Annotated in this window: 27 protein-coding genes; 21 read left to right on the top strand and 6 right to left on the bottom strand. The window is 66.4% G+C overall.

What is annotated here, in order from left to right; all coding sequences use genetic code 11:
- On the top strand, positions 1 to 200 hold a 200-nt coding region (locus C4K88_RS16600; RefSeq protein ID WP_146065732.1), incomplete at its 5' end, for an ANTAR domain-containing protein.
- A 115-nt stretch (positions 201 to 315) separates the two neighbouring features.
- Here the strand turns inward: C4K88_RS16600 and C4K88_RS16595 are convergent.
- Positions 316 to 1,911: a GAF domain-containing sensor histidine kinase gene (locus C4K88_RS16595; RefSeq protein WP_167399081.1), complete on the bottom strand. Its 1,596-nt coding sequence runs from the start codon at positions 1,909 to 1,911 to the stop codon at positions 316 to 318.
- Between the two features lie 352 nt (positions 1,912 to 2,263).
- Between C4K88_RS16595 and C4K88_RS16590 the strand changes: the two genes are divergently transcribed.
- From C4K88_RS16590 to C4K88_RS16565, 6 genes are all read left to right on the top strand, one after another.
- Positions 2,264 to 2,746, top strand: coding sequence for a hypothetical protein (locus C4K88_RS16590; RefSeq protein ID WP_104122761.1), 483 nt, complete (start codon positions 2,264 to 2,266; stop codon positions 2,744 to 2,746).
- A 174-nt stretch (positions 2,747 to 2,920) separates the two neighbouring features.
- The gene (locus C4K88_RS16585) at positions 2,921 to 3,655 is read left to right on the top strand and encodes a GAF and ANTAR domain-containing protein (protein WP_167399080.1); all 735 of its coding nucleotides are present in this window, start codon (positions 2,921 to 2,923) and stop codon (positions 3,653 to 3,655) included.
- Positions 3,652 to 3,927, top strand: coding sequence for a hypothetical protein (locus tag C4K88_RS16580; protein WP_104122759.1), 276 nt, complete (start codon positions 3,652 to 3,654; stop codon positions 3,925 to 3,927). The genes C4K88_RS16585 and C4K88_RS16580 overlap by 4 nt, the downstream gene beginning before the upstream one ends.
- Before the next feature lie 101 nt (positions 3,928 to 4,028).
- Positions 4,029 to 4,805 carry a GAF and ANTAR domain-containing protein gene (locus tag C4K88_RS16575; protein WP_104122758.1) on the top strand — a complete coding sequence of 259 codons (777 nt, stop codon included), beginning with the start codon at positions 4,029 to 4,031 and terminating at the stop codon, positions 4,803 to 4,805.
- Between the two features lie 142 nt (positions 4,806 to 4,947).
- The gene (locus tag C4K88_RS17500) at positions 4,948 to 5,184 is read left to right on the top strand and encodes a Wadjet anti-phage system protein JetD domain-containing protein (RefSeq protein WP_104122757.1); all 237 of its coding nucleotides are present in this window, start codon (positions 4,948 to 4,950) and stop codon (positions 5,182 to 5,184) included.
- A complete protein-coding gene (locus tag C4K88_RS16565) occupies positions 5,181 to 6,782 on the top strand; it encodes an alpha-amylase family glycosyl hydrolase (protein ID WP_104122756.1) in 1,602 nt (533 codons plus the stop codon). The genes C4K88_RS17500 and C4K88_RS16565 overlap by 4 nt, the downstream gene beginning before the upstream one ends.
- 55 nt (positions 6,783 to 6,837) lie before the next feature.
- Here C4K88_RS16565 and C4K88_RS16560 read toward each other — a convergent pair whose 3' ends face one another.
- The gene (locus tag C4K88_RS16560; RefSeq protein WP_104122755.1) at positions 6,838 to 7,401 is read right to left on the bottom strand and encodes a hypothetical protein; all 564 of its coding nucleotides are present in this window, start codon (positions 7,399 to 7,401) and stop codon (positions 6,838 to 6,840) included.
- Between the two features lie 182 nt (positions 7,402 to 7,583).
- On the opposite strand from C4K88_RS16560, the gene C4K88_RS16555 reads away from it, so the two are divergent.
- The gene (locus tag C4K88_RS16555) at positions 7,584 to 8,486 is read left to right on the top strand and encodes an aldo/keto reductase (RefSeq protein ID WP_104122754.1); all 903 of its coding nucleotides are present in this window, start codon (positions 7,584 to 7,586) and stop codon (positions 8,484 to 8,486) included.
- A 73-nt stretch (positions 8,487 to 8,559) separates the two neighbouring features.
- On the opposite strand, the gene C4K88_RS17560 is transcribed toward C4K88_RS16555, so the two are convergent.
- Entirely contained in the window at positions 8,560 to 9,423 is an 864-nt protein-coding gene (locus C4K88_RS17560) for a GmrSD restriction endonuclease domain-containing protein (protein WP_241522026.1), read from the bottom strand.
- A 10-nt stretch (positions 9,424 to 9,433) separates the two neighbouring features.
- Here C4K88_RS17560 and C4K88_RS17825 point away from each other — a divergent pair, with 10 nt between their 5' ends.
- The 11 genes from C4K88_RS17825 to C4K88_RS16495 all read left to right on the top strand — a co-directional run bounded on the left by C4K88_RS17825 (position 9,434) and on the right by C4K88_RS16495 (position 21,082).
- On the top strand, positions 9,434 to 9,835 hold the full coding sequence (locus tag C4K88_RS17825; protein WP_104122753.1) for a hypothetical protein: 402 nt from the start codon (positions 9,434 to 9,436) through the stop codon (positions 9,833 to 9,835).
- A 510-nt stretch (positions 9,836 to 10,345) separates the two neighbouring features.
- Entirely contained in the window at positions 10,346 to 10,936 is a 591-nt protein-coding gene (locus C4K88_RS16540; RefSeq protein ID WP_104122752.1) for a TerD family protein, read from the top strand.
- A gap of 97 nt (positions 10,937 to 11,033) precedes the next feature.
- Positions 11,034 to 11,615, top strand: a complete 582-nt coding sequence (locus tag C4K88_RS16535) for a TerD family protein (RefSeq protein WP_104122751.1) — start codon at positions 11,034 to 11,036, stop codon at positions 11,613 to 11,615.
- 24 nt (positions 11,616 to 11,639) lie between these two features.
- Positions 11,640 to 12,833, top strand: coding sequence for a toxic anion resistance protein (locus tag C4K88_RS16530; RefSeq protein WP_104122750.1), 1,194 nt, complete (start codon positions 11,640 to 11,642; stop codon positions 12,831 to 12,833).
- Between the two features lie 30 nt (positions 12,834 to 12,863).
- Positions 12,864 to 13,376: a hypothetical protein gene (locus C4K88_RS16525; RefSeq protein ID WP_104122749.1), complete on the top strand. Its 513-nt coding sequence runs from the start codon at positions 12,864 to 12,866 to the stop codon at positions 13,374 to 13,376.
- An 8-nt stretch (positions 13,377 to 13,384) separates the two neighbouring features.
- Entirely contained in the window at positions 13,385 to 13,927 is a 543-nt protein-coding gene (locus C4K88_RS16520) for a TerD family protein (protein ID WP_241522031.1), read from the top strand.
- 4 nt (positions 13,928 to 13,931) lie between these two features.
- Complete coding sequence (locus C4K88_RS16515) at positions 13,932 to 14,993, top strand: hypothetical protein (RefSeq protein WP_104122747.1); 1,062 nt, start codon at positions 13,932 to 13,934, stop codon at positions 14,991 to 14,993.
- Between the two features lie 54 nt (positions 14,994 to 15,047).
- Positions 15,048 to 16,223 carry an HpcH/HpaI aldolase/citrate lyase family protein gene (locus C4K88_RS16510; protein WP_104122746.1) on the top strand — a complete coding sequence of 392 codons (1,176 nt, stop codon included), beginning with the start codon at positions 15,048 to 15,050 and terminating at the stop codon, positions 16,221 to 16,223.
- Positions 16,220 to 18,772 carry a phosphoribosyltransferase domain-containing protein gene (locus tag C4K88_RS16505; RefSeq protein WP_104122745.1) on the top strand — a complete coding sequence of 851 codons (2,553 nt, stop codon included), beginning with the start codon at positions 16,220 to 16,222 and terminating at the stop codon, positions 18,770 to 18,772. The genes C4K88_RS16510 and C4K88_RS16505 overlap by 4 nt, the downstream gene beginning before the upstream one ends.
- The gene (locus tag C4K88_RS16500; protein WP_206604386.1) at positions 18,769 to 19,671 is read left to right on the top strand and encodes an HAD family hydrolase; all 903 of its coding nucleotides are present in this window, start codon (positions 18,769 to 18,771) and stop codon (positions 19,669 to 19,671) included. Before C4K88_RS16505 ends, C4K88_RS16500 begins: the two co-directional genes overlap by 4 nt.
- Positions 19,672 to 19,870: 199 nt before the next feature.
- Complete coding sequence (locus tag C4K88_RS16495; RefSeq protein ID WP_104122744.1) at positions 19,871 to 21,082, top strand: thermonuclease family protein; 1,212 nt, start codon at positions 19,871 to 19,873, stop codon at positions 21,080 to 21,082.
- A 91-nt stretch (positions 21,083 to 21,173) separates the two neighbouring features.
- Here the strand turns inward: C4K88_RS16495 and C4K88_RS16490 are convergent, their stop codons facing one another.
- From C4K88_RS16490 to C4K88_RS18255, 3 genes are all read right to left on the bottom strand, one after another.
- Positions 21,174 to 22,427 (bottom strand): ISL3 family transposase, encoded by a 1,254-nt coding sequence (locus tag C4K88_RS16490; RefSeq protein WP_104122787.1) that lies wholly within the window; start codon positions 22,425 to 22,427, stop codon positions 21,174 to 21,176.
- A gap of 364 nt (positions 22,428 to 22,791) precedes the next feature.
- Positions 22,792 to 24,126: a GTP pyrophosphokinase gene (locus C4K88_RS16485; RefSeq protein ID WP_104122743.1), complete on the bottom strand. Its 1,335-nt coding sequence runs from the start codon at positions 24,124 to 24,126 to the stop codon at positions 22,792 to 22,794.
- Positions 24,127 to 24,633: 507 nt separating this feature from the next.
- Positions 24,634 to 24,957, bottom strand: a complete 324-nt coding sequence (locus C4K88_RS18255; protein WP_146065728.1) for a helix-turn-helix domain-containing protein — start codon at positions 24,955 to 24,957, stop codon at positions 24,634 to 24,636.
- A gap of 71 nt (positions 24,958 to 25,028) precedes the next feature.
- On the opposite strand from C4K88_RS18255, the gene C4K88_RS17915 reads away from it, so the two are divergent.
- Complete coding sequence (locus C4K88_RS17915) at positions 25,029 to 25,280, top strand: helix-turn-helix domain-containing protein (RefSeq protein ID WP_104122741.1); 252 nt, start codon at positions 25,029 to 25,031, stop codon at positions 25,278 to 25,280.
- A 401-nt stretch (positions 25,281 to 25,681) separates the two neighbouring features.
- A complete protein-coding gene (locus C4K88_RS16470; RefSeq protein ID WP_104122740.1) occupies positions 25,682 to 26,752 on the top strand; it encodes a TIR domain-containing protein in 1,071 nt (356 codons plus the stop codon).
- The last annotated feature ends 14 nt before the right edge of the window (positions 26,753 to 26,766 follow it).

Here is a 26,766-nt window from a genome sequence, read left to right as displayed (position 1 = left end):
AGGAGGCGGTGGACTCCCGGGATGTCATCGGCCAGGCCAAGGGCATCCTCATGGAACGCCACAAGATCACCGGCGAGGAGGCGTTCATCGTGCTGTCCATGGCCAGCCAGCGCACCCACATGAAGCTTCGGGGCGTCGCCGAGCACCTCGTCAGCAGCGGCGAACTCCCCGGCCGGAAGAGCCCCCGAAGCGCAGGATGACCCGATCGGCGTCCGGGGTGACACACCGGTGGGGTCGCCGGTTCCTGCCGTACGCGTCCTCAGGTTCGGCTTGTCCCGAGGCGCGGCTGCCTTCATGGTCTCGGTTCGTCGGCCCTCACCTCACCTGAGCGGTCAGGGGCGCAGTGAGCAGGACCCGCGTTCCGTCGTCGGGGGTGGTCGAGATCGACAGCGTTCCATCGCAGAGCTCCGCATGGCGTCGCATCTCCGTCAGGCCGCGGCCGAAGGAATCATCGGCAGACCCTGAGCCGTCGTCGGTGATTCCCATCTCGAAGCGATCCGGAAGCGCCTGCAGCGTGATCGAGAGGGCCCGCGGTGAATCGTGTCGGAGTGCGGCGGACATGCCTTCCTTGAGGACGGCCCGCACGTGAACGGCCAACGCCGGGTCCATGGACGCGTCAAGGGGCCCGGAGAGGTGCAGCACGGGCTGCCGTGCGTAGGCTTCGGATGTGGCGGCTACAAGGGCGAAGATGCCGGCGCTGAAGGTCGGTGTGATCTGGGGGACCAATCGCAGCGAGTAGATGGTGTCCCGCAGTTCCCTGATCGTCGCATCCAGTTCCGCCGTCACCAGGGCAACACGGGCAAGGGCTTCACTGTCCACGAGGTGTCTGCGCAGGCTTTGGATGCTCAGGCCCGCCGCGAACAGGCGTTGGATGACCAGATCGTGGAGATCTCGGGCTATCCGGTCCCGATCCCCGAACACGGCGTCCTGTTCCCGTTGCCGATGGGCCCGCAGCAGTTCCAGGGCCAACGACACATGCGAGGTGAACGTCCGGACCATCTCATGGTCGACGTCGATGAACGGGGATTCTTCCCGGCGAACGAAAAGGATGTACTGCCGATCGCCCTGCCCGGCGAGTCGCACACACAGTGCCACGGAGGGGATAGCAGGCGAGGACCCGGGCAGCAGGCGGTCCAGATCCGATGGTGTGAGGAGCAGCGGAGGCTCGATCGCGGTCAGGTTCTCCAGCATCGAGGGAAACTTCCACGATGCTCCGAGGAAGGACCCGGCATCCGGACCGTCGGCTGCCTCGCACACAAGCCCCCGCCCCTTGCCGATCTCGCGGAGAACGATGGTGAGGTCGCTCTGCGATGCCCGCACGCCGTGGTGCACCAGGGCCTCGGCCGTGCTACGGACCGGGTTGGTCTGCTCGAGGATCTCGTGGACCGTGTCGAGGCCGCCCTCGAGCCACCGCGTACGGCGGGTCGAGTCGTCGAACAGGTGGGAGTTCGAGATCGCGACGGCTGCCGCTGCCGCGAGCGCGACGAGAAGTTGCTCATCGGTGTCGGTGAAATGACCTCCTCCGTACTTCTCGGTGAGGTACAGGTTCCCGAAGACCCGATCTCGGACCCGGATCGGCACACCGAGGTACGAGCTCCCACCCGGATGCTGGGCAGAGAACTCCGCCGCGCGCTCACTGGGGGACACGGCCTGCTGCCCAGCGCCCAGCAGGCCCGGCGCCCCGCCGCCCCGGGGCAGTAGCGTGCTGTCCGAGGACTCCCCTCTCTCGAGGGCGACGGTGATGAACGTGCTGAGCAACTGGTCCGGACCGATCACGCCCAGCGCCCCGTACCGCGCATCGACCACTTCGCAGGCCGCCGAGGTGACCTGTTCCAGGACAGCATCCACGTCGATGTCGTCGGCCATCGCGCTGAACGCCCCGACCAGGGCGTTGATCCGAAGAGGCGGCACGGATGCACCATCCGCGTCGACCACAGAGGCTCCGGAACCATGCCCTGTCACTGGTTCCACCCCCCACCGCTCCTGGTCTGCTTCATCCCACGATCGGTCCGCACGCCCTGCGATCCTCGAGCTGATGAGGGCCGAATCACCGAAGACCCGCACCTCGCTCTCGAGGCCACAAGGCAGCAGAGACCTTGGCGCCCCTCCCATGCTTCCAGACCACGACGGTGACCCCACTACCCGGCCGCTACCCGACTTCGCGCTCAGAACGCATCTCCCTGCACCGGGAAGTCACGCCCCGAGTGCACGACGGGCAGCGCCGGAGCGGCGAAGAAGTTGTCACAAGGTACATAGTTAGGCCATGACAAGTCATTACACCCGCGGTGCTTCCTTGAGCAGCGAAGCCTCCCGGGAGCACATCGAACGGGCCCTGATGGACTACGGTGCAACAGATGTCTGCTTCAGTCATGACGGTAGCCGGAGCGCAATCGCCTTCCGGGCCGACGGGCGACAATTCCGACTGCTCGTCTCATTGCCTGAAGCGGACGGGACCGGCCCTTCTGCAGGCGACACGGCTCTGGGCGCTGCTCGCGGAGCGAAGGCGAAAGACTTCGAGCGTGCTACCCGCAGGGTGTGGTATGCCCTCACTCTGGCAATCGATGCCAAACTCGGAGCCGCCGCGGCAGGTATAGCCACTCTGGAATCAGAATTCCTGGCCCACGTGGTTCTCCCCGGCAATCGGACCGTGTTCGACGAAATCGAACCGATCATCGAATCTGCCTACCGGTCCGGCCGCTATTCTTCGTTGGGCGGATCCCCGCCCTCGCCGACCGTGGATCGGTGAACCCAGGTCCCGTAGGGATGTCACCGGCATCGGCAGCCCAGGCAAGACGTCGGAGTTGCAGTGCGACCGGTTCGAGGAGGATCTGGCAACGGGCAACGCCTCGCTGGAGTTGTTCCCCCGTTCCTGATACGACAGAACTCAGTAATCTGTTCCACGACTCATGAAGGCTGTACAGTGAACGACCCCTTACCCGCGAACGAGATCGCCCCCATCATCGGCCGCGCCGATGGACTCCTGCTCACCGAGCAGACCGCGCAGCAGGCCGTCTCTGCCCTGGCCGCGGTTGCCAAGGAAGCCATCCCCCACGCGGTCGGCGCCGGCGTGAGCCTCATCACGAACAACCACCCGACCAGCGTCGGAGCAACTGATCGGCTGGTACGACGGGCCGATGAGCTGCAGTACGACCTCGGCGACGGACCATGCCTGAGCGCATGGTCCGAGGGCAAGCCCATGTACATCCCCGACACGGAATCCGATCAGCGCTGGCACAGCTGGAGCCAAGCAGCATCCGACGCCACCGGGATCCGTTCCTGCTTCAGCGTCCCCCTCCAGGAGGGCCCGCGACGGCTCGGCGCAATGAAGATCTACGCCGCGACCCCGGGCGCTTTCACGGCCCAGGACCAGCACGTCCTGGCTCACCTCGCCCTCTCCGCCGCGGTGCTCCTCGGACACATCCAGGACAACAACACCCCGCAACGCCTCAGCGAGAGATTCAAGCAGACCCTGCGGACCCGGGACACGATAGCCACCGCCCGTGGCATCGTCATGGAGCAGTACGACATCTCCGAGGACGAAGCCCTCGCCCACCTCCTGACCAGGGCCGGGAACGAAGGCGTCTCCCTGCACGACGTCGCGAGCACCGTGCTCCTGCGCGACGGGCGTCCGGAATCATCCACCGAGCCACGATGAGCCTCAATGAACCCTCGACCGCCATCGACGACGAACAGCGCCGCCGGATCGGTGAGGCCATGACGCAGGCCGACCTGGCCCTGCCCCAGGTGTGGCTCCACTACTTCTCGATCACCGGCACCGTCGACGAATACGAGATCGACGCCTACCTCAACCGCATGATCGCCCTGCCCCCCACGGAATGCGACAAACTCGCCCACGCCGTCAACGAACTCATCGACGACATCCCACCAAGACCACGGGCTCCTTTCCGCGACGAGATCAGCCCCTGAGCCAGGGCAACACCTCGGGGGCGTCGAGTTGTTGCTTCCGCGTCGCACCCGGTAGGACATCCGTCGGACCGGGGATGACTGTCATCGTCTAGGATGCACGCATGGACAACCCCCTGGGTTCGCTGAAGGACATCACGCATTCCCTGCACGGGCTGATGCTCTCCGATGACCGTGCGGAGGTCTTCATCCAGGACCTGGCGTATCTCGCCGCCCGGGCCTTCAGCAGCACCGTGCGCGTGGAGTGCGGGGTCACCTATCAGCCGGCGCATGGCGGGGCTCTCACCGTCGCTTCGAGCAGTGCCGCGGTGGTCCTCATGGACGAGGCGCAATACGCCACCGACGACGGCCCGTGCCTGCACGCACTTCGCACCGGCGAGAGTGCGGATGTTCAGGACACCGCGACAGATGCCCGGTGGCCCCGCTTCTTCGGCACTGTCCAGCATCTCGGGTTCCGTTCGGTGCTCGGCACGCGATTGTGGATCGGTGAGCACGGGGCCGCGGCACTGAGCCTCTACGCGGACTGTCCCGGTTTCTTCGACCACCAGGTGCAGGACACCGTGAACGATTTCGCCCGGAACGCCGGGAGCGCTTTGGAAGTGATGCTGCACGGAGAGGACAGACGACAGCAGGCGCTGGATCTGCAGGCCGCGATGGCCTCACGAACCATCATCGATCTCGCCGTCGGCATCATCATGGGGCAGAACCGCTGCTCCCAGGTCGAGGCGTTCGGGATCCTCAAGGACGCCTCGAACCACCGGAACATGAAATTGCGTGTCGTCGCTGAACGGCTCATCGGCACAGTCACCGACGAACCCCCCATCACCCACTTCACCGATGGAGCAGGATCGCCTGCTTCCGCCACCCCGCCCGGCTCCTAGAACGCAGCCCCTTGCGTACCTGCGGTGTCGCTGCGCGGGCGACTGCAGGCAGCGCGGCGTCATGCCGACCGTTGGCCTGCTTCGCGGGCATTGGCCACTACCATGGAAGGCAATCCGGACACCGCCGCGATATAAGGAAGAAGTGGATTTCTACGCCGTCGCGTCCCTGCGCGAGAACCACACTGGGTGGTCACTGCTCCGCTGGAGGACGGAGGCGACAACGTCGCACGCCGGCCTTTCCCACCTCACGGCTGCGGAAGCGGACCTGTACTGCGCGCTGCAGCGAAACGTGCACGGGCCGTCCGTCCGGCTGAAGCAGGAACTGCTGCGCTGGGACTGGGTCGAGTCCCGTCTTCCTGCCTCCGGAGCCACCAAATGAGCGGACCCGCTCCCGCCCACACGCGGGGCTGGTGGCAGGACGCCGTCGTCTACCAGGTCTATCCGCGCTCCTTCGCGGACGGCGACGGCGACGGCGTGGGCGATCTCTCCGGTCTGCTGACCCGCCTGCCGTACATCGCGTCCCTCGGTGTGGACGGCATCTGGCTGACCCCGTTCCAGCCCTCCCCACAGGTGGATCAGGGTTACGACGTCAGCGACTACTGCGGGGTGGACCCCCTGTTCGGGACCATGGCGCAGTTCGACGCCCTGCTCGACGCCGCGCATGCCCTCGGGCTCCGGCTCTTCCTCGACGTGGTGCCCAACCACTGCTCCTCCGAGCATCCGCTGTTCCGGGCCGCCGTGGCGGCGGACCCCGGCTCCCCCGAGCGTGCCCTGTTCCACTTCGCGGACGGGCCCGACGGCGACACTCCCCCGAACAACTGGCAGAGCGTCTTCGGCGGCCCTGCGTGGAGCCGGGTGGACCCCGCCTCGGACACGAACCAGCAGTGGTACCTGCACCTCTTCTCCCCGCAGCAGCCGGACTGGAACTGGCGCAACCCCGCCGTGGGTGACTACTTCGAGGACGTGCTCCGGTTCTGGTTCGACAGGGGCGTCGACGGTCTGCGTATCGACGTCGCGCACGCGCTGTTCAAGGCCGAGGGCCTGCCCGACAGCGCCAGTAGCCCCGCCGTGGTGGACGGGCTGCGCTCGAACCCCCAGGTCTCCGACCAAGAGGAGGTGCACGAGGTGTACCGGCGGTGGCGCCGCCTCGCCGCGTCCTATTCCTCCGAGCGTGTGCTGGTCGGCGAGGTGAACCTCGACCCCCACCGCGCCGCCCGCTACACCCGGCACGACGAGATGCACCAGGCCTTCGCATTCTCCTTCGCGAAGCTGGGGTGGGACGCCACAGCGTGGGTCGCCGTCGGGACCGAGCTCGAAGCGGCGCGCAGGGAGCACGGGGCTCCGCCCACCTGGGCGCTCGAGAACCACGACATCGTCCGGTCCGCCACACGGTTCGGCGGTGGCGACCGCGGTACCCTGCGCGCCCGGGCCGGCCTGCTCGCCATCCTCGGGCTGCCCGGCGGCGCGTACATCTACCAGGGCCAGGAACTCACCCTGCCCGAGGTCGAGGTACCGCTCGAGGCCCGGGTGGATCCCATGTGGACGCGCGGCGGGGTATCGCGCGACGGCGCTCGGGTACCGCTGCCATGGACGGTCGCGTTGGAGAACACCTTCGGCTTCTCCCTGGCAGGTGCAGCGGAACCGTGGCTGCCGGCGCCGGAGGCGTGGGGCCTGCACTCCGTCGAGGCCCAGGAGGCCGACGACGCGTCGACCCTGCACCTCGTCGGAACCGCCCTCGCACTGCGGAGGCGGCTGACCGAGAAGGAGGTCCTGTCGCCCGGCGATGGCGGCACCTGGCACGTCGAGCACGGCCTGCTGGTCTGCGAGCGGTCGGACCGGTTCCTGGTCGCCGTCGCTATGGGCGATACGCCCGCGCGCCTGCCGGACGGCGACGTCGTGCTGGCCTCCTCGTCGTTGACCGCGGAGGGGCTCCTCCCGCCCGACGCGGCGGCCTGGGTACTCGTGCGGGACACATAGGAAAGGCCCCGGATCGCCATCGCTGGTCCGGGGCCTCCCTGTGCGGCGTCAGCGGTCAGCCGCGGCCACCACCGAGGAGGCCGAGCTCGACGGCTTTGGCGGCACCGTCGGCTTCCGCCTGGGTGAGGGATCCGTCGGCAACGGCTGCGTCCAGCTTCTCCTGCACAGCTGCGGACCGGGCGGCCTGCTCCTCGGCTTCGAGTTCATCGACGGCGGCCTGGACGGTCGCCTCGTCGACTCCCAGAGTGCCGGCGAGCGAGGCGACGACGGCGCTCTCCATCGCCGCATGATCCAGCCTTTCGCCCTCGGTGGTCCCGACGCTGTCCCGTGCTGCGTCGCGGGCCGTCTCCAGTGCGCCGCTGACCGTCGCCTCGTCGAGTCCGAGCTTGGTGGCCAGGTCGGCGGCGTCGAGGCCACCGCGGTGCCCGTGCCCGTGCCCGCCCCGACCGCCGTCGCTGGGTCCCCCATCGGGTGCCGTGGCGTCCACGGCAGTGGCCGAGGACGTGGCGGTGGGGGTTGTCGTCTCCGTCGCGGACGCCAGTCCGCTGGCGCCGAGGCTGAGGCCGAAGGCGACAGCTGTTGCGCTGGCGCCGAGTGCGATCTTCTTGGTGTTGACCATGATGTGAGGTCCTCGCTCTGCCGCTGTGCGGCTGTGGTGGGTGTGGTCCTGGTTGGTGGACTGCTCCCACTCTTGGGCGGCAATGTAGGCGGGTGCTGTCGGACACCTGTTTCCAGGCTGTGAAACCGAGCCGCAGGATCACCGCAGCGTGAGGGCACACGACCTGCCGGTAGCCTGAGGCAATGAAACTCCTGTCAGATCTCCCCCCGTTCATCTACGGCACCACGCGGCTCGGGCACGACGACGTCCCCCGCGACCAGCAGGCACACATGGCCCGCACGGCGATCGACGCCGGCCTGTGGCTCCACACGTCCCGCCAGTACGACCACGCCCTCGAGGTCCTCGGCGCGGCCTTCGAGGAGGACCGCAGCAAGGTCCCAACGGTGATCGTGAAGCTGGGCGGCGGCACGGCCGACGACGTCCGCGCCACCATCGCCGAGAACATCGAGCCCCTGGGCATCAGTTCGATCGACATCGGGCAGCTCACCGGCGTGGGCGCATTTGCGGACGACATGCCGTCGGGTGGACCCACCCTCGCCGACCTGCAGCGCATCAAGGACGAGGGCCTCGTGGGGCGCTTCGTCCTCGAGATCTTCCCGTGGACGTCGGAGGCGCCGCTCAAGGCGCTGCGGGCAGGGCACCTGGACGGGCTGATCGACGGCTACATCTTCTACCTCAACCCGTTGCAGCGCTTCGCGTCGAACGAGCTGTGGGACGAACTATTGGCACAGGACAAGGCCATCGTCTCGATGCGCACGGTGGCCGGCGCCCCGGTCCACACACTGCGCGATGTCCCCGGTGCTGCCTGGAAGCCGTACCTGCAGGAGCGTGCCGTCGAGGTGGCGCCCATCTTCGAGCGCTCGGGCATCAGTAGCTGGGCCGAGTTCTGCATCCGTTTTGCGCACAGCACCCCGCAGGTGGTCTCCACCGTCGGCTCCGCCAGTCGCGAGGAGAACCTGCGCGAACTGATCGCCTTCAGCCAGGACATCGCGCCGCTGCCGCAGGACATCGTGGACGAACTCTTCGCCCTGCACCGGCGCTGGTCCGATGAGACGGACATCCACGCGGAGCTGTGGAGCATGTAGCACGCCCCTGAAGAACGACGGCGGGGCAGCCACCTGAGGTGACTGCCCCGCCGTCGTTGCTGTGATGCTCGCGCTAGCTGTCGCAGCCGATTCCGTCTTTGTCGCGGTCGAACTTCGGCTGGAAGCCGGGCGACCCCGCTGCGATCGGAGCGGCTCCTGCCGCGCGGACGGCATCGCAGTTCTCGTAGTAGACACCGGGAGCGGGAGCCACCGGGGCCGGAGCGACGGGCGCAGGCGCGACCGGAGCGGGAGCCACGGGCGCGGGGGCCGGGGCCACCGGCTCAGGAACCACGGGCGCCGGCTCAGGCACGACGGGCTCGACCGGCGCGGGTGTCGGTGTCTCGACCGGTGCCGCCGGTGCTGCGACCGACGGCGCCACCTGGTTGGTCGGCGCGAGGATGCCGTCGCAGTCGGCGAGGACGGTTGCCATGGCGTCGTGCTCGGCCTGAGTGACCCAGAGGGTGTAGGTCGCCTTCACCGAGATCTGCCGGGCCACGTATTCACACCGGTAGCCCTTGTTCGGCGGCACCCAGGTGGCGGCGTCGCCGTCGCTCTTCTGCTGATTGGTGAGACCGTCCGTGGCCTGCAGGTTCAGCGGGTCGTTCGCCAGCGCGACGCGCTGGTCGGCGGTCAGCTGCTGGGCACCCTTCTGCCACGCATCCGAGAGGGCGACGACGTGGTCGATCTGCACGTCACTGCTGGTCGACTGGCCCCGCAGGAAGGGGATCTCCGTGCCGGTGTAGGGGTCGTCCAGGAGGCCGGACTGCACCTTGCAGGGCACGGAGTTGACGTGGACGATCTCCGTCAGGTCCCGGTTCAGCATGTCGTTGCGGGTGTCGCAGCCGTTGCGGTCGACGTCGGCCCAGGCCTGGCCGAACTCCTCGCGGTCGTATCCGGTCTTCGGTGCGCGGCCCTTGACGGGCAGCGTCTCCAGCACGGCGAGCGCCGTGGCGTCGAAGGCAGGCTGCTTCGACGGCGCGCGGGGCGTGCCGTCCGGGTCGGGTGCGGTGTCCGGGTCGAGCGGGGCAACATCCGACGGCGTCGGGCTGGGAGTGGGCGGCGACGTCGGGCTCGGAGTGGACGACGGCGTCGGGTCGGATGACGGCGTCGCGGACGCCGTCGCCGTGCGTTCGGTCGTCGGCGCGGCAGCCGTCGGAGCCGTGTCCAGGGCGGTGGCACTGGAGCAGCCGGCGAGGAGGGCGACGGCGGCCGCCCCGGCGAGGATCTGCGCGGACCATCGCGCCGTCGGACGCGCGAAGGAATCCTGGACGGATGAGGACGATTTCTGGACAGGTGGAGACGAGAAGAAACGGATGGGAACCCCCGGAAGTGGCGGTGACGTCGGGTGAGCAGACGGCCACCGTGCTGAGACACGTCATCGAAGAATACAGGGCGCCATACCACATCGGCAGGAAACCCGTCATGGAAAAGCCCGTATGTGGACAACCGACTCCGCGGCCTGGACATGGTCCGGACGGGTACCGGGAAACGCTGCAGATGATGCGGCAGCGGACGATCGTGGTGGTGGCTTGGCATTTATCAGTGGATGCAGCAGACTCGTCTGGGGTCGATCCGTCGATTGAGACACCGTTGTCAGAGACTGTCGTCGTGCGGCCCTTGGAAGCTGGGGGTTTCCATTCGATCGCTCCCGGTCATCGCCTCTGCCCGCGCAGGGGTTGGGTTCATGTCGTTCCAGGAGTCAGGTCAAGCGTGGTCCTCACAACGTTCAGGCGGTCCGCCCCGCCGTCGGGCGCCCTTGCCGCGTCCTCCGTCATGCCCGCCCGAAGCCCGCAGCTCCCGGACCTGACCACCCACCTCTTCCCACACACGAATCACCCCTCAACGAACAGGAGCACATCATGGGTTTGAGCCTGCAAAAGGGTCAGTCACTCTCGCTGACGAAGCAGAACGGCGAATCGCTGACGCGGGTCCGCATGGGTCTCGGCTGGGACTCTGCCGCCCCGGCCAAGCGCGGACTGTTCGGCGGCAAGAAGACCACCGAGGTGGATCTCGATGCGTCGGCCATCCTGTTCGACGCGAACAAGCAGGCACTCGACACGGTGTTCTTCAACCAGCTGTCCAGCAAGGACGGCTCCGTCAGGCACGCCGGTGACAACCTCACCGGAGCGGGCGACGGCGACGACGAAGTGATCTCCGTCGATCTCAGCGCCATCTCCCCCGCCATCACGCACATCGTCTTCGTCATCACGAGCTACACCCAGCAGACGTTCGACCTCGTGGCGAACGCCTTCTGCCGCGTCGTGGACGACTCCGTGGCCGGACGGCCCGAGGTGGCCCAGTACAAGCTGACCGAATCGGGACGCCACACCGCCATGGTCATGGCGAAGCTGTCCCGCGTGAACGGAATCTGGAACTTCCAGGCCATCGGCACGCCCGCCAACGGCAAGACGGCGGTCGATCTCTTCGGCGCAGCCGCCGCCGCGCTCTGAGCCCCGCACACTCACAGCGAATCCGGTTTTGGTAACGTCCTGACCGGATCGTCCGAACACCCCGCAGGCACCACATCTCTGACGAAGGAGTACGACCATGGCTGGACTCACGCTCACCAAGGGCAGCAACCTCTCCCTGACGAAGACCGATCCGGGCCTCGAGAAGGTCTACGTCGGGCTGGGCTGGGACCCGCGGTCCACCACCGGTGATGCGTTCGACCTCGACGCCTCGGCGCTGCTGCTGGGCGCGGACGGGAAGGTCCGCTCTGAAGCCGACTTCATCTTCTACAACCAGCCGACCACCCCGGACGGCACCGTCGTCCACAAGGGCGACAACCGGTCCGGCGCCGGCGACGGCGACGACGAGGTCATCGCCGTCGACCTCGCCACGGTCGCGAGCGACGTCGCCCGCATCATCTTCGTCGTCTCGATCGATCAGGCCGACACCCGGCGCCAGAACTTCGGCCAGGTACGGTCGGCGTACTGCCGGGTCATCAACCAGGACACCGACGCCGAGGTGGTCCGGTACGACCTCAGCGAGGATGCAGCACCGGAGACGTGCATGATCTTCTCCGAGCTGTACCGCCACAACGGCGAGTGGAAGTTCAAGGCCGTGGGGCAGGGATACGCTTCGGGTCTCGCCGGCGTGGCCACCGACTTCGGCGTCCAGCTCTCCTGATCCTGCCAAGCGAAAGTCACCCCCATGAGCATCAGCCTCACACCCCCTGACGCCTCCGACGGCGCGCTCGTCCTCCAGGCCCCGGAGCCCGCTCCCGTGGTCAAGGAGGAGGACGCACCGGGCATGGTCCCGGTACCGGCCGACCGCCAGGCCGAGATCAACGCCCAGGCACGGAGCTTCATCGCCGAGGTCTCGGCACTGAATCCCCACAGCCCCGAGTACTCGGCGAAGATCGACGGCATCAACAGCCTGGCCGGTCAGCAGCTGATCGCCTCCTCCTCGACGTCGAGCCGACTCCTCGAGCGGTCGTCGACGTCTCTGGCGGGTGCGAAGAAGTCGGGCAACAACGCGCAGGTGCAGGTGGCGTCCACGCTGGGTGAACTCCGGACGACCGTCGAGGACCTCACGCCCAACCAGGCCGATCTCGGCATGGGGCGGAAGATCCTCGGGGTCATCCCCGGCGGGAACAAGCTGGCGAAGTACTTCCGGAAGTACGAGTCGGCCCAGACCCAGATCAACAACATCATCAAGTCCCTCATGGCCGGCCAGGACGAGCTCCTCAAGGACAACGCGAGCCTCGCGCAGGAGAAGACCCAGCTGTGGGAGACCATGGAGGGCCTCAGCGAGTACGCGGTGTTCGCGAAGGCCCTCGACACGGCGACGTCGGAGAAGATCGACTCCATGAAGGCGCTCGGACGCATCGAGGATGCCGACAAGCTCGGCTCGGACGTCCTCTTCCCCATCCGGCAGCGCCATCAGGACATCCTCACCCAGCTGGCCGTCTCGGTGCAGGGCTATCTCGCCATCGATCTGATCCGGAAGAACAACACGGAGCTCATCAAGGGTGTGGAGCGCGCCCGCACCACGACGATCTCCGCGCTGCGCACCGCCGTCATCGTGGCTCAGGCCCTGGCCAACCAGAAGATGGTGCTGGACCAGATCGATGCCATCAACACGACGACGAACAACATGATCCTGAAGACCAGCGAGATGCTGAAGGACCAGACGGGGCGCATCCACCAGCAGGCGGCGAGCTCCGGCGTCAGCGTCGAGACACTGCAGAAGGCCTTCGACAACGTCTTCCAGACCATGGACGCGATCGACACGTTCCGCGTGCAGGCGAACAAGAACATGGAGGGCACCGTCCACGCCCTCGAGTCCGGACTCGAGCGGGCCCGTCCGTACCTGGACCGGACCCGCCAGCAGGAAGGCAACTGATGACCCTGTGCACTGCGGACCGTCCCCACGATGGTCGGTAAGTTCCTCGGGTCCCTCTTCGGCGGCGCGGAGCCCGCGCGTGGGCTCCAGGCCGGAGAGGGACCACCGCCGTCCTCCGAGCAGGACGATCTCCGGCGCGCGGCCCTGGCCCTGGAGCAGCTCCGGAGGACGGTGCTCCGCAGCGGGGCCCTGCACCCCACGATCGTCCACTCCCAGGTACGGCAGATCCTCGACCTGCTCGGGGCCCTCATCCGCTACATCGGCGAGTTCAAGGCATCGACGGAGCAGCTGGTGCTCCTCGAGGCGATCCTCAGCGACTACCTGCCCGGGGCGCTGCGTGCGTACATGCTCGTGCCCGAGACCTCGCGGCAGGACGAGTCCCCCGAGACCCGCACCCTCCTGGCGCAGCTGAGGACCCTGCACGCCACGGCGACCGACCTGAACCGCCAGGTCCGGACGGGCGCAGTCACGGAACTCGCCGTGCACGGCCGGTTCCTGCAGGACAAATTCGATCTCGGCAGTCTTCACCTGGAAGGACGATAGTGGCGTCGATGGTGCCCGGCAGCAACGCTGCCCTCACCGCGGAGAACCCGCACCTGACCCGTGTCCTCGTCGGGCTGGGCTGGGGCATGACCCCCAGCCGCGGGCCGCAGGCGGAACCCGTGCCCCTGGCCATCATGTGCGGCAAGGACGGCCGGGCGCTCTCCGACGAACACCTGGTGTTCTTCAACCAGATCTCCACGAGCGCGGGTGGCCTCGAGTTCGTCGGCACCGAGGACCAGGAGCAGATCGACGTCGTCTTCTCCCTGATCCCCGAGGCCGTCAGCAAGATCGCTTTCCTGGTCTACGTGGATCCCGAGGTGCGCGGCCCCGGGACCTTCGCGGCGGTCAAGGATTCCTACATCCGCGTGGCGAACGAGCAGGACGCCGAACTGCTCCGCTTCACCATCCCGCCGCAGGACCAGAGCCGGATCAAGGCGATGATGTTCGGCGAGCTCTACCGTCACGGGGCCAACTGGAAGTTCCGCGCCCTCGGCCAGGGCTACCAGGACGGCCTGGCCGGCGTCGCCCGCGACTTCGGTCTGGTGCTCTGACCCCGTGGTCCGTGACCGCTTCTCTCCCCGCCCGGACATCGCCTACCTCAGCCGACGCCGTAAGCCGCAGCCCGCGGCGGTTCCGTCGGACGGTCCCGCGGCGGTGGCGCCCGGCATACCCGCGGCGGCCCGATCGGATGCGCCCGCAGCGGCGGACGTGCCACGGCCGACGGCGGCGTCGGGTGCGTCCGGTGGCCTGACGCTCTCCCGTACGCCTCCCCGTCCGGCGACGTCGTCGTCCGCGCCAGCCGCGCCGTCCGTCGGGCTGAACCTGAGCCGGCCGGGCACGCCCGCGTCATCGTCGCCGTCCGCGCCGTCCGCGCCGTCCGCTGGACTGAATCTCGGCCGGACGCCTGCGCCGTCGCCGTCCGCGCCTCCTCCGCCGTCAGTCGGTCTTGACCTGAGCCGGCCGCCCGCGCCGTCGGCGTCGTCGTCCGCGCCGTCCGTCGGACTGAACCTGGCCCGGCCGGGGACGTCCACGCCGTCGACCCCGGTAGGACCGGCCGCCGGTCTCGCCCTGCACCGCACCTCACCCGTCGAGACGCCCGCGCGGCCCACTGACATCTCCTCGGCGCTCTTCGCCGCACCGTCCCTCGGTGACCTCCGCGAGCTGTCCGAGGAGCAGCCCGTCATCCGGCTGGATCCGCGGCAGTCGGCCATCGGCACGCTCGCGGTCACGGGAGTCGAGGCGATCGCCTGGGAGGACGTCGAGCGGGTCACCGGAGCGGCCAACCGTCACGGCGCGCACATCGGTGTTCCCGTCATGACGTCGGGCAACCGTCCGCTCGTGGGGTTCCACGAGCAGAACGCGGTGGTGGCGCTACGTCATCTCAGGAAGCTCCGGCGCGCCATCTTCATCGCCGGTCAGGTGCCGTTGACCGTGCGCGTGTTCGACGGGAAGACGGTGGCGGTGGTCCCCGCGAACCGGCGGGGCGACAAGGCCGTCCTGTACCTGTCGCGGATCGGCGCGGTCCTGGAACTGCGCGTCGAGTACGTCGCCGCCCAGGCTCCCGACGAAGCCATCTGGGCCGAGTTCGGTTTCACCATGTCCATCCCGCACTCTTGATGCGGCCCACGCGCTACCGGCCCGGGACGGCCGTCGCTCACTCACGGGGGAACCATGCAGCACTTCAGGACGCTTGACCCGGCCGAGCAGGAGCGCCTGTTCTTCCTCGCACCGGAACACTTCGACGCCGGCTCCGATCCCCTGCTGCTCGCCGTCGGGCTCGGCGCGACGCTCTATTCGCCGGCCAATCGGGCCGACCTCGCGAAGGGCGTGCTGAAGCAGACGGCGGCCGGCTGCCTCAGCACGGTGCTCTGCCTCGAGGACGCCGTGCCGGACGACGAGCTGGACGCCGCGGAGGACAATCTCCTCGCCGCGCTGGCCGACCTCGATGCACGGCACCCCGACGAGCTGCCCCTGCTGTTCATCCGGTGCCGCAGTGCCGAGCAGTTGCTCCGGATCGGACGCCGGGCGGGAGAGCACCTCCGCGTGGTCACGGGCTTCGTCCTGCCGAAGTTCGAGAACGAGACTTCCCGCGGGCGGGACTTCCTCGACGCCGTCGCCCAACTGAACACCGAGAGCGGCCGCGACAACGCCGGCGCTCCCCTCCGGGCCATGCCGATCATCGAGGACCCCCTCACCACCCACGTGGAGACCCGGCTCGGCGCCCTGCAGAACATCGCCGCGCTGATCGACGAGTTCCAGGAGATCGTCCTGTGCGTGCGGCTCGGCGCCACGGACATGTCCAGTGCGTTCGGGATCCGACGCTCACGCGACCTGACCATCTACGACGTGCAGGTGGTGGCGAGCGCCATCGGCGACGTCGTCAACGTGCTCGGTCGCGCCGAGCACGCCCGGGTGATCTCCGCGCCGGTGTGGGAGCACTTCACGAACAGCGAGCGCCTCCTGAAGCCGCTCCTGCGGGTGACACCCTTCGACGCCGCCAACGAGAAGGAACTCCGCCAGCGGATCCTCATCGACAATCTCGATGGGCTCCTGCGGGAGATCGAACTCGATCAGGCCAACGGCCTGCAGGGCAAGACGGTCATCCATCCGAGCCACGTGCCGGTGGTCCACGCCATGCTGACGGTCACGCACGAGCAGTACGTGGACGCCCTCGATGTCATGAGCAACGCGGTCGGCGGCGTGATGGCCTCGACCTACGGGAACAAGATGAACGAACTCAAACCCCACCGCTCCTGGGCCGAGCGCACCCTGCTGCGGGCACGGGCCTTTGGGGTGGCCCGCGCCGATGTCAGCTTCGTGGAACTCCTGGAAGCAGGCATGCGATGACGCCGCCCGACCTCGCGACGGATGCACCGCTCTCGGAGAGGCTCGGCATCGTCCTCGCTTCCGACGCCGAGCGGAGCCTGCTGCCGGTGGACCTGCTGGTGAGCCTCGCCCTGCGGCGGAACCCGAAGCGCGCGCATCTCCTGGTCTCCCGGGTCCTCGCAAAGCACGTGCCCACCGAACCCGGCATCGTCATCGCCGCGGGTCACCTGCTCGGCCTCCTCGTCCAGCGGGCACTGCGCCCCGCCGATTCGTCGACCGGAGGCACGGACGACGTCGTCGTGCGCGCTGCCGCCCGCCTACAGGACCTGCTGTCCGACGTCGGCGGTTCCGCCGGGCCGAATCCCACACGCAGGGAGGCGATCGCCGAGCTCGAGGCGATGCTCGCCCCGGCACGGGCGGCCCTGCCCGACGTCGTCACCATCGGGTACGCCGAGACCGCCACCGGGCTGGGCCATCTGGTCGCGGAGATGCTGGGCACCTACTACCTCCACTCCACCCGCCACGCGGCAACCGGCGAGGACGCCGTCCGACCCTACGGCCGCTTCGAGGAGGCGCATTCCCACGCCACCTCCCACCAGCTGATCCCCACCCGCCACAGCGGGGTGCACAGCGCCCGGACCGTCGTCCTCGTCGACGACGAGCTCAGCACCGGAGCCACCGTGATCAACACGATCCGCGAACTCCACGCGGCGAGCGCGCACGAACGGTACGTCGTGGCGTCCCTCATCGACCTGCGAAGCGCCGACGACGACGCCGCACTGGCGGCCCTCGCGGCTGAGCTCGGATGCAGGATCGACGTCGTCGCCCTCGGCACCGGGTCCATCCATCTGCCGGCGGACCTGCCCGACGCCGCTGCCTCGTTCATCGACCAGGTCCAGGACACCCCGGTCCGCGATGCGGCCCCAGGTCGCGTGCGGATCGTGGACGCGACCGGCAGCGTCCCGGCCATCCGCAGCCCCCGCTTCGGGGTCGACGCCGGATCGGCGACGGATGCAGCTGCAGCATTGGCCGCCACGCTCCGTGACGGACTGGCCGGCGCCTCCCGGGTACTCGTGCTGGGCACGGAGGAGTTCATGGCGCTGCCGCTGGCCGTCGCCCACGCACTCGAGGAGCAACTGCCCACCGCGAGCGTGCTGTTCTCGACCAGCACCCGCTCGCCGATCCTCGTGCACGACGAGCCCGGCTACCCCATCCGATCCGCCGTCACCTTCGGGAGTCACGACGCCACCCTCGACGGCCCTGGGCGCCGTTTCGCCTACAACGTCACGCACCCGGGCGCTCTCTTCGACGCCGTCGTGGTCCTGCCCGAACCCGGCACCGCGGCCGACGCCCTGACCGGTCCCGGCAGCATCAGCGATGCAGTCGCCGGGTCCGGGGCCGAGGTCCACCTAGTCCTGCTGCAAGCCGAATCGCCGTACCCCCGGCCGCAGCAGGGCCCGGCCTTCGGGTCCTACTCCCCCGAGGACGTGACCTGGCTGCTGAAGGATCTCAGCGAGGCGCAGCTCGAGGCGCCGGTGGCCGAGCGTGAACTGGCTAACCAGACGGGGACGGCGAGCTACGCGGAGTCCCTGCCCGAGGAGTTCGCACCCTCGGCCGAGTATTCGGCGCTGTTTCGGGACGCGCTGGAGGGGTCGAAGACGCGGGTGGCGCACGCCGTGGGCGTGGTCACCGAGCAGGTCCTCGCACTGCGCGGGCCCGACGTCGTCCTCGTCTCGCTGGCGCGGGCCGGGACGCCGCTCGGCATCCTCATGAAGCGCTGGGCGTTGGCCGTCCATGGGATCGAGCTGCAGCATTACACGGCGAGCATCGTGCGGGGCCTAGGGATCGACACCACAGCCCTGAGCTACCTTGCCTCGCACCACCGGCCGGAGAACGTGATGTTCGTGGACGGGTGGACCGGCAAGGGCGCGATCGCCCGGGAGCTCGCTGCCGCCGTCGAGCGGTTCGAGGAGACCGACGGCGTGCGCTTCCCCGCCGATCTCGCGGTCCTGGCCGACCCGGGGCACTGCGTGAGCATCTTCGGCACCCGTGAGGACTTCCTCATCCCCTCGGCCTGCCTCAATTCCACGGTCTCCGGACTGGTGTCCCGGACCGTGTTCAACCGCTCGCTGATCGGGCCCGAGGATTTCCACGGGGCGAAGTTCTACACCGGCCTCGGGCCCGCGGACGTGTCCAACGCATTCCTGACGGCGATCGAGGAGCAGTTGGGGGACGTCCGCGACGACGTGCTCGCCGCGCAGCAAGGACCGTCGGAGCCTGTTCGTCCGGACTGGTCGGGGTGGGCGGCGGTCGAGCGGATCAGCCGCGAGTTCGGCATCGACAACGTGAACCTCGTGAAACCGGGCGTCGGGGAGACCACGAGGGTGCTGCTGCGGCGGGTCCCGTGGAAGATCCTCATTCGTCCCGGTGCGCAGGGGAACCTGCAGCACATCCTGCTGCTGGCGGCGCAGCGCGGCGTGGACGTGGTGGAGGTGCCGGATCTGCCCTACAGCTGTGTGGGGCTCATCCATCCCGTGCTTCCAGCCGGGGTGGCGGAGGCCGACGCATGAGTACCCTGGCGACGACGACGGCCAGCAGCGTTGCGGAGGACAACACTTCGGGGCAGCGGGTGCTGTTCGCCTCGGACCTGGACCGCACGCTGATCTACTCCGCCAATTCCATGCTGCTGGCGGGGCCGGATGACGCCGCTCCCCCGATGGTGGTCGCGGAGGTCTATCGGGGTGCTCCGTTGTCCTTCATGACGCGGTCGGCCGAGGCGATGCTCGAGGATCTCGCCCAGCGGGGCCAGTTCGTCCCGGTGACCACGCGGACCCGGGAGCAGTTCGAGCGGATCCGTCTGCCCGGTCGGGGCAGGGGCTATGCGATCAGCACCAACGGGGCGGTCCTCATGAAGGACGGCGTGCCCGACGCCGCATGGACGGCGTCGATCCGGAGCAGGATCAGCCGGGAGTGCGTGCCGCTGGCGGAGGTCTTCGAGCAGCTGACGGTCGAGAACCCCGTCCAGGGACTGGTCCGGGCGCGAACCGCGGAGGACACCTTCATCTACTGTCTCGTGGAGCGGGCGTCCCTGTCGCCGGAGTACCTGGCGGACCTGACGGACTGGTGCGGACAGCGCGGCTGGAAAGTGTCACTGCAGGGCCGGAAGCTGTACTGCGTGCCGGTGCCGGTGAGCAAGGAGGCGGCGGTCGCGGAGGTGCGTGAGCGCATGGGAGTGGACACCCTGATCACGGCGGGTGATTCACTGCTCGACGCCGGGATGCTGGAAGTCGCCGATATCGCCTTCAGGCCGGCGCACGGGGAGCTCCACGCCACAGGGTTCGAGCGGCCGCACCTGACCGTGACCGGGGCGCGGGGCATCCTGGCGGGCGAGGAGATGGTGCGGTCGGCGCTGGAGTATGCGCGGGGATCTTCGCGTGTCGCCGGGCATCCGGGGTCACGGCAGGGTTGATCATCACCGCGTGTTGGAGCAGCCGAAGCCCAACTCTGTGCTAAATCTTCTATGTCGTGCTCTGGGGCAATGATCTGCTGGGCATCAACGTCCGGCAGCCTGCCGCCCCCGGGGCGACAGTCCCGTAAGCGGTAGAGGTCGCCGGAGCTTAATTGTCGACCCCGGGCAAAGTCATACTCACACCTGCAGAAGAAGATCGATGAACCATGCTCGTTTCCGCCGGCTCACGCCGGCGTCCCTCCTGACCGTCGCAGTTCTCACCTCGACGCTGACCGCCTGTAACGGCTCCGAACCTGCCACGGAGTCTGCGGTCGAGTACCAGCCCGGCACCGTGGTGCGAGTCATCGACGGCGACACCCTGGTCATCAACTTCGACGGTTATGATCAGACGGTCCGCCTGCTGAACGTGGACACACCGGAGACGAAACATCCCGACAATCCCGTCGAGTGCCTCGGCCCGGAGGCGACCGAGAAGCTCGAATCGCTGACACCACCCGGCACACAGGTCGGCCTCGATTTCGACGTCGAGCGGACGGACAAGTACGACCGCGTGTTGGCCGCAGTGTTCCTCGACGACCAGACGCTGGTCAATGCAGAACTCGCTCGGGTGGGCCTCGGTGTGCCGATGCTCATCGAGCCGAACAGGAAGTACTACGACGAAGTCCAAGCCGCATACGCCGAAGCCTCGGCTCAGGCCATCGGGCTGTTGGACGATTCGGCGGCCTGCACCGTGCCGGCCGAAGTGGTCGACGCCATGGACGCATTGACAGCGGCAACCGAGGCCCCCGTCGGCGCAACAGGATCAGCGGCCGCTGCGACTGCCGCCGGCATCCTCGCCGCCCTCACGACCGCGAAAGCCGTCCGTGAAACGCTCGAAGCAGGCAAGGACACCGTCCGCGTCATCGCTCTCGGAGCCGATCGCACCGCCGCGTACATCAGTGATCTCGACACGCAGATCACGAAGGGTGAGAAGTCACTAACCGCTGCAAATACGAAAGCTACCTCTCTCAAGGAAGCAGAGAAGGCGGCCCAGGCAGAAGCCGCGAAGGCAGAAGCGGCGAAGGCCGCTGAAGCGAAGCGCCTCGAGGCGGAACGCGTCAAGGCGGAAGCAGCCCAAGCCGCCCGCGTTGAGGCAGAACGTCTGGAAGCGGAGGCCGCAGAAGCTGCTCGCATCGAAGCCGCACGCGTCCAGGCCGAAGCCGACGCTCGTGCCGAAGCTGACCGACTGGCGGCTGAAGCAGCAGCCGCTGAGCAGGAGCGGATTCGGAACTTACCGCCCGCACCCGAGCCCTACATCCCGCCCGCGGCGCCGTACGTCCCACCTGCTCCGCCTGCAGCTGCGGATCCCTACCCCGGATACACCGGGCCCCGCTGCTATGCGCCCGGCGGAAAGACCTATCGGCCCTGCTAAGACGAAAACAGCCTCAAGCGTGAGGGCCTTGCGCTACTGCCCGACGGCGGGCCAACCCCGGATAGGGGGCCCTTCGGACATCCGGTAGGGGTCATTGTTTGAGGCCGCCGGCGACCAGGAGCATGCGTAGTCGGTAGTTGTGGCGGTTGCGGTAGCCGCGGGCGAGGCGGCGGTGGAGTTCGATGATGCCGTTAATGGCTTCCGTGCCGCCGTTGTTCGTGCGGTTGGTGGTGAAGTAGGCCAGGAACGCCTGACGCCAGCGCCGCAGGGTCCGCCCCAGGCGGGCTATTTCGGGGATCGGGCAGGTCGCGAAGGTATCGGCGATGTCCTCGGCGATCCTGCGCCCTTCTGTGAGATGCTCCGCGCGGTAGGCCGAGCGTAGCCGCTGGGCGCACTGCCAGGCGATGAAGACCTCGTCGTGGACCGGGTTCGCGTCGATCGCGGCGGTGAGCCGGGCGCGTTGTTTGTCGGTGAGGTTCTCCTCGCCGGCACGCAGGATGGTCTGGATTCCGTAGAGCGGGTCGCCCTTGCGTCCGCGATGGCCGAGGGTGTCCTGCTGGACGCGCCGGCGGACCTCGTCCACAGCATGGGTGCCGAGTTTGACGACATGGAACGCATCGAGCACCGCGACGGCGTCCTCGAGGGTGTCGTCGATCGCGGTCTTGTAGCCGGCGAACGGGTCCAGTGCGGCGACTTCCACGTTGTTGCGGAACGCGTCGCCGCGGGCTTGGAGCCAGTCCCTGTAGGCCTTCCCGGACCGTCCGGGAACCAGGTCCAGTAACCGGGCCCGCGTCTTGCCGTCCTTGTCGCGGGTGAGATCGACCATGCCGGTGAGTTCCTTCGGCCCCCGTCGTCGGGGATCGACGTGATGCCAGATGTGCTCACCCACGCCCAGGGGGGTCACCCCGTGGAAGCGCGATTCATCGGCGGCGAGCCGCGCCAGTTCGGGTTCCACCGCCCGCCACACCGTCTTCCAGGAGGTGCCCAGTTGCCGGGCGATCCCCGCGATCGTGGCATGCTCGCGGCGCAGCTGCCTGATCGCCCAGACGGTCGCGCGCCTGGTGATGGATCCCCGCGCTTTCACGAGTGTTGGGACCTGCTCGAGGAACACACCCCGAACACAGTCAGGATCGGCGCACCGCCACATGCGTTGGCGCCAGATCACCCGCACCCTGGTCGCGCCGGGCACGTCGTGGAGCACCCGCCGGCGGCGGCCCCGACCGACCGCGATCACCCCGCACGCCGGACACCCCATCGGTTGCGGTGACGTCGACACCGTCACCACGAGCACGCCGTCCACGCGCTGGACCTGCTCGACATGCACCCCCTCGAGGCCCACCAGCAGATCGCAGCGCGAACACGCCCGCGAACAAGGACAATCGGCAGGGCGCGCACCGGCGCGCCTCGACCTATGGTGAGACACGTCGAGGTCCTCGGACTAGGAACAGCGGTTGGCGCTACTGATCCTCGGGGACCTCGACCCCTTCCCGCCACCCCTCAACCAGCACGCCCCAGACCCTCACCCCCACCGGATGTCCGAAGAGCCGCTTTAACAGGTAAATCTTTCGGTAGAAGCGATCGATAATTTAGCTAAGGCCAATCGACTGCGTCAGCCGAAGAAGAACTCTTATGATGGACCTTTTGAGTGGCCCTTATTGCCAGCGTGCCTTTCGGTTGTTGACATGGGGTTATTCTTCTTGTGTACCACTTCACAACTTCAAGTTATTCGTAAAGTCCCGTAGCCAAGCCGCTGCCACCTTCAACTCTTTCGAGGGAACTTCTTCAGCCCGTCCGTGGAGAACACGGTTGCGCAAGTCGCGTAGGGAAAGCAGCTTCAGGAACTGCTCCTGAGAAATTTTTTCCTTTTTGCGCAGTTCTTGAAATATTACTCCTAAAGGCCGCGATTTTTCGTTATCGATGCCGTTCGGCTGTTTGAGCATGCCTTCCAGAATGACCCAGTAGGTGATGAACTCCCCCAAAACTAGGGTTTCTGGTGTAGAAGCATTCGCCCCTGTGGTCTCAGGGCGTCCCCGCTTTGACGGATGACGTGAAGCGGACATGGCGCGGAGATAAGACTGATATCTCGATTCATTACCCGACAACATCAGATCGGCAAGCTGCGCTGCGACCGGTCGAACCTCGAAGTCGCGCTTCAACTGATCAAGATACGTTTCCACTGATGAAGCTGTGGCGGAAGTTTGCTCAGCGAGAAAGTCAAACAGTACGTCTACGCGGCCCAAGGTCGCGTCCGTAAGTCCGATGCCCCGCGCGAGTAACCGCGTTCGAAGGAACTCAGCAAGCTCGTAGTGATCGCGGAACTGTGTGTCGCCGCCGGTCACTCTCGCATCACCCGCCTGCTGAAGCTGTTCCAAAGCAATTTCGCCCGCTAGGACTAGACCGTTGAGTTGATCAAGAAGAGCATATTCTGATCGAGATAGCGCACCCTCTTGTGGCTTATACACAAGATCATGTTCCACCTCGGACCAGGCGTGCATTAGGACAGATGCCACCTGGACTTCAACCAGAGCCGAGGCGTAGCGCTTCTGCTCTGCTGCGAGGTGCGTCCCCGGTACGTGCACCCTGTAGTGTGTTGCTCCGTATCCGGAAAAGCGTTGGCGGTGGGTTTGAGTGCCGTCGTCTTCTTTACCGCTTCCACCTCCCCCGTCAAAATCGACCTTTCCATGCTTCGTGTGGCTTTGCTCCTTTGGGACAGGGAATCGGTTTATCTTCATGACTTGAAGAGTCACGTGAATGAGTCGCTCCACTTCGTCCATCTGGCCCGGGAAGTAGAGCGCGACCCGTACGCCAGCGAGGTCAGCGATGTCCTTCTTAATATCGGCAGTGCTTCTGTAGTGCTTCTCCTGGTTACGCTTTCGTAGTTTTTCTGCGAGACGATCGACGGATTTAGCACGACTCGTAACGATCGCGCGCAAGCCGGAACTAGCAAGTTCGGCTTCCAGAAGCCTTTGGACGATCCGAGCGGCGGCTTCCCAGTAATCGAACTGACGCTCGTACTCGTTCACGAAGTCATCGATGATGCTCATCTACACCCCTGTCGCTGGCCATGAGCCAAGAGTCTACGGCTAGTATCAGACGACTTCTCGCCGCGTCCGAAGCTTGTAGGTTCTGGGGCCACTTTCCATCAGATCCTTGCAGCACCGCGTCGTTACCGAATGAGCGCGACACCAGTCTCAACCGGAGCATGACAGACCGAGCCGGGATGACGAGTCACCACGCAGGACCGGATGATGGCCACATCCAAGGCGGTCACCGCCCTCGGCCTGATGAGCCCCTTCGCGACAGATTCAAACTGAGCGCGCTGCTGGTAGTAGTCGCTTGAAGGAAATGCTCCACGGCTGCTCTCTTACTGAAAGCAAGATCGAAGCAGCCCCTGTAGGTGCCGATCTTAAGGAGGCGGTGGGCCAGGGTGCGGTGGTTCGAACGTTCAATGGTAGAACCAGGACCGAGATCCAATAGGGGAGGCCTGATGACTCCTTGTGCCGTGCTGCGACTCGGCATCGGTGCGGACCCACAAGGCCGCGTTCACGGGGTCAGTATTCCCGCAAGGACTCGATCTCCTGAGTCCGCTCAGCTACGAAGGCTTGCTCCATGGATGCACCCCCCGGCCTCGTCAGGGCAATCAGGAGGTCTGCCGGATCCATCCAAAGTGCCTCTGCAATAGCGAAGATAGATGAAGCTTTCGGATTGGACATCCCCGATGGCTCCACGTTCGACCCCCTCCCAGCTTCGATGAGATAGATCTGGTTCTCAGAGAGGCCAGCTCTCTCTCCAAGTGCCCGCCGGCTCAGACGTAGGTCAAGCCGTCTTGCCCGAACACGCTCGCCCAGGACCTTGGCTGTCAGGGGAGTCCACATGCACACCTCCCCTGTCGGAATCCTGATGTATAGGGTCGATTCTATAAGGCCTCTTTGACACGGTATTTGATATGCCTTGGACAGCGAGCGATGCCGTGTCTCTTGGCACACGCGTACGGGCTCAGCGTCTTGCACGGGGCTTGACCCAGGAGCGGCTTGCTCATGCGGCGGGCATCACGAAGAACCATGTCCAATTGTTAGAGGCCGGTCGAGGATCCCCACGTGACCCCACCACCTCCTCCAATCCACACATGTCCAAACTGTTCGGATTGGCCGACGCGCTAGAGGTGCCGCCTTCGGCTCTCATTTTCGGAGCAAACTGAGTGCACCCCTTGTTGGCACGACCTGCGGCGAACAAATCGACACGTGTGTCGGCGCCTCAAGACCTATCCGTCGCGTTTTCACGCCACCCGCGTGCCAAGCGCCTGCTCCGGCCCCGGTGCCGCGTCGGTGAAATTGACCAGCACGCGTCTACCGCTCCTCAGGCAGACAAGTCGTTGATGAGACTGCAGGCCTCCAGCACGAGGGTGCTCGCACGACCGACGCCTTAGGCTCGACAGCGCACGCCATCGGACAATCGCTTCTCGCGGCGGCAACCACCAATGCGCCATTGCCCGCGACACACTTCACCACCCCGAAGCTGACAGAGGATTTGCTCGGACGCCATGTCGCGGATTCGGTCTCCCTGCCGCCTACCACGACCCCGTGCCCATAAACTGAACCCATGGCAATCGACTATGAAAAACTTCGCCTCCTCCGTGCCGTTTCAGAACAGATGACGTCGATGTCATTAGCTGATCTGAACATGGTGCTCTACGAAGCAGGCATCGCCGAACTACCAGATCACTGGGAAGGCGACGACAACTACGGACCGACCGACGACGACACAAAAAAGAGAATCGCATCGACGACGCTCCGAGACTTGACCCGCGCACAACTTCGTGAAATCTCAACCGCCCTACAACAAGTGTTCGATGCGCCAGAGATCGGTGTCTTTGTTGAGGACGAAAGTCCACTCCAACTCTTCGCTTCCCACCTCACCACCCAGCAATCCTTCGTAAAGAAGGTTGCAGACGCACTGAAGACGTACGGCGTCACGCTCTTTGTCGCCCATGAGGACGTTGCTGTAGACGACGAGTGGCACACCGCTATTGAAACTAGCTTGCAGTCCGTGCACGGCGGGGTCGTCTTTCTTCTTCCTCGAATCATTGAAAGTGCGTGGTGTGATCAAGAAGTCGGCTGGCTGCTTGGGCGCGGAGTGCCGGTCCTTGGCCTGAAATTTTCCGGACAGGACCCATACGGACCGTTTGGAAAGAAACAAGCACAGCCGGTTCCTTCCGCTGCAACAGCAGAAGTCGTTGCCGCATCGATCATGGAATGGGCGAGCAAAAAGCCACAACTCAGGCAAGTGCTCAACACTTCCCTCTCATTTGCACTACAAAAATCATGGAGATATGACATGAGCAACGCAATCTGGGAGCACTTGTCTGAGAGCGATAACCTAGACTCAAACCAGGTTGCCGCGATCACTATCGCGCTGAGGGACAACGATCAGGTGTACGGCGCCGAATGTCGTGTCGGGCCGCAAACTGGAAAGCGTCTAGTAATCGTAATCTTTGACCATCTACGAAAGCAACCAGGCTACGCAGATAATGAGGAATTGATCGCAGAAGCCGCGACGCTCCGCAGAGTTCCCGGCTTCACGCAAAGCGATACTTTAGCCGACACAAAACCCGCCGTTACTCCCCGGGGAGTTTCAAGCAGTTGGACAAACTACTCAGAACCTCCATTCTAACAATTTCTAGACAA

This window comes from Arthrobacter pityocampae (assembly GCF_002927275.1).
Lineage (GTDB): Bacteria > Actinomycetota > Actinomycetes > Actinomycetales > Micrococcaceae > Arthrobacter_D > Arthrobacter_D pityocampae.
This window is presented reverse-complemented; position numbering and strand designations above follow the sequence as displayed.

Coding starts and splice junctions, on each gene's coding strand:
- C4K88_RS16590 (WP_104122761.1), top strand. CDS start 2,264: ATGACAAGTCATTACACCCGCGGTGCTTCCTTGAGCAGCGAAGCCTCC.
- C4K88_RS16580 (WP_104122759.1), top strand. CDS start 3,652: ATGAGCCTCAATGAACCCTCGACCGCCATCGACGACGAACAGCGCCGC.
- C4K88_RS16575 (WP_104122758.1), top strand. CDS start 4,029: ATGGACAACCCCCTGGGTTCGCTGAAGGACATCACGCATTCCCTGCAC.
- C4K88_RS16565 (WP_104122756.1), top strand. CDS start 5,181: ATGAGCGGACCCGCTCCCGCCCACACGCGGGGCTGGTGGCAGGACGCC.
- C4K88_RS16560 (WP_104122755.1), bottom strand. CDS start 7,401: ATGGTCAACACCAAGAAGATCGCACTCGGCGCCAGCGCAACAGCTGTC.
- C4K88_RS16555 (WP_104122754.1), top strand. CDS start 7,584: ATGAAACTCCTGTCAGATCTCCCCCCGTTCATCTACGGCACCACGCGG.
- C4K88_RS16540 (WP_104122752.1), top strand. CDS start 10,346: ATGGGTTTGAGCCTGCAAAAGGGTCAGTCACTCTCGCTGACGAAGCAG.
- C4K88_RS16535 (WP_104122751.1), top strand. CDS start 11,034: ATGGCTGGACTCACGCTCACCAAGGGCAGCAACCTCTCCCTGACGAAG.
- C4K88_RS16530 (WP_104122750.1), top strand. CDS start 11,640: ATGAGCATCAGCCTCACACCCCCTGACGCCTCCGACGGCGCGCTCGTC.
- C4K88_RS16525 (WP_104122749.1), top strand. CDS start 12,864: ATGGTCGGTAAGTTCCTCGGGTCCCTCTTCGGCGGCGCGGAGCCCGCG.
- C4K88_RS16520 (WP_241522031.1), top strand. CDS start 13,385: ATGGTGCCCGGCAGCAACGCTGCCCTCACCGCGGAGAACCCGCACCTG.
- C4K88_RS16510 (WP_104122746.1), top strand. CDS start 15,048: ATGCAGCACTTCAGGACGCTTGACCCGGCCGAGCAGGAGCGCCTGTTC.
- C4K88_RS16505 (WP_104122745.1), top strand. CDS start 16,220: ATGACGCCGCCCGACCTCGCGACGGATGCACCGCTCTCGGAGAGGCTC.
- C4K88_RS16500 (WP_206604386.1), top strand. CDS start 18,769: ATGAGTACCCTGGCGACGACGACGGCCAGCAGCGTTGCGGAGGACAAC.
- C4K88_RS16495 (WP_104122744.1), top strand. CDS start 19,871: ATGAACCATGCTCGTTTCCGCCGGCTCACGCCGGCGTCCCTCCTGACC.
- C4K88_RS16485 (WP_104122743.1), bottom strand. CDS start 24,126: ATGAGCATCATCGATGACTTCGTGAACGAGTACGAGCGTCAGTTCGAT.
- C4K88_RS18255 (WP_146065728.1), bottom strand. CDS start 24,957: ATGTGGACTCCCCTGACAGCCAAGGTCCTGGGCGAGCGTGTTCGGGCA.
- C4K88_RS17915 (WP_104122741.1), top strand. CDS start 25,029: ATGCCTTGGACAGCGAGCGATGCCGTGTCTCTTGGCACACGCGTACGG.
- C4K88_RS16470 (WP_104122740.1), top strand. CDS start 25,682: ATGGCAATCGACTATGAAAAACTTCGCCTCCTCCGTGCCGTTTCAGAA.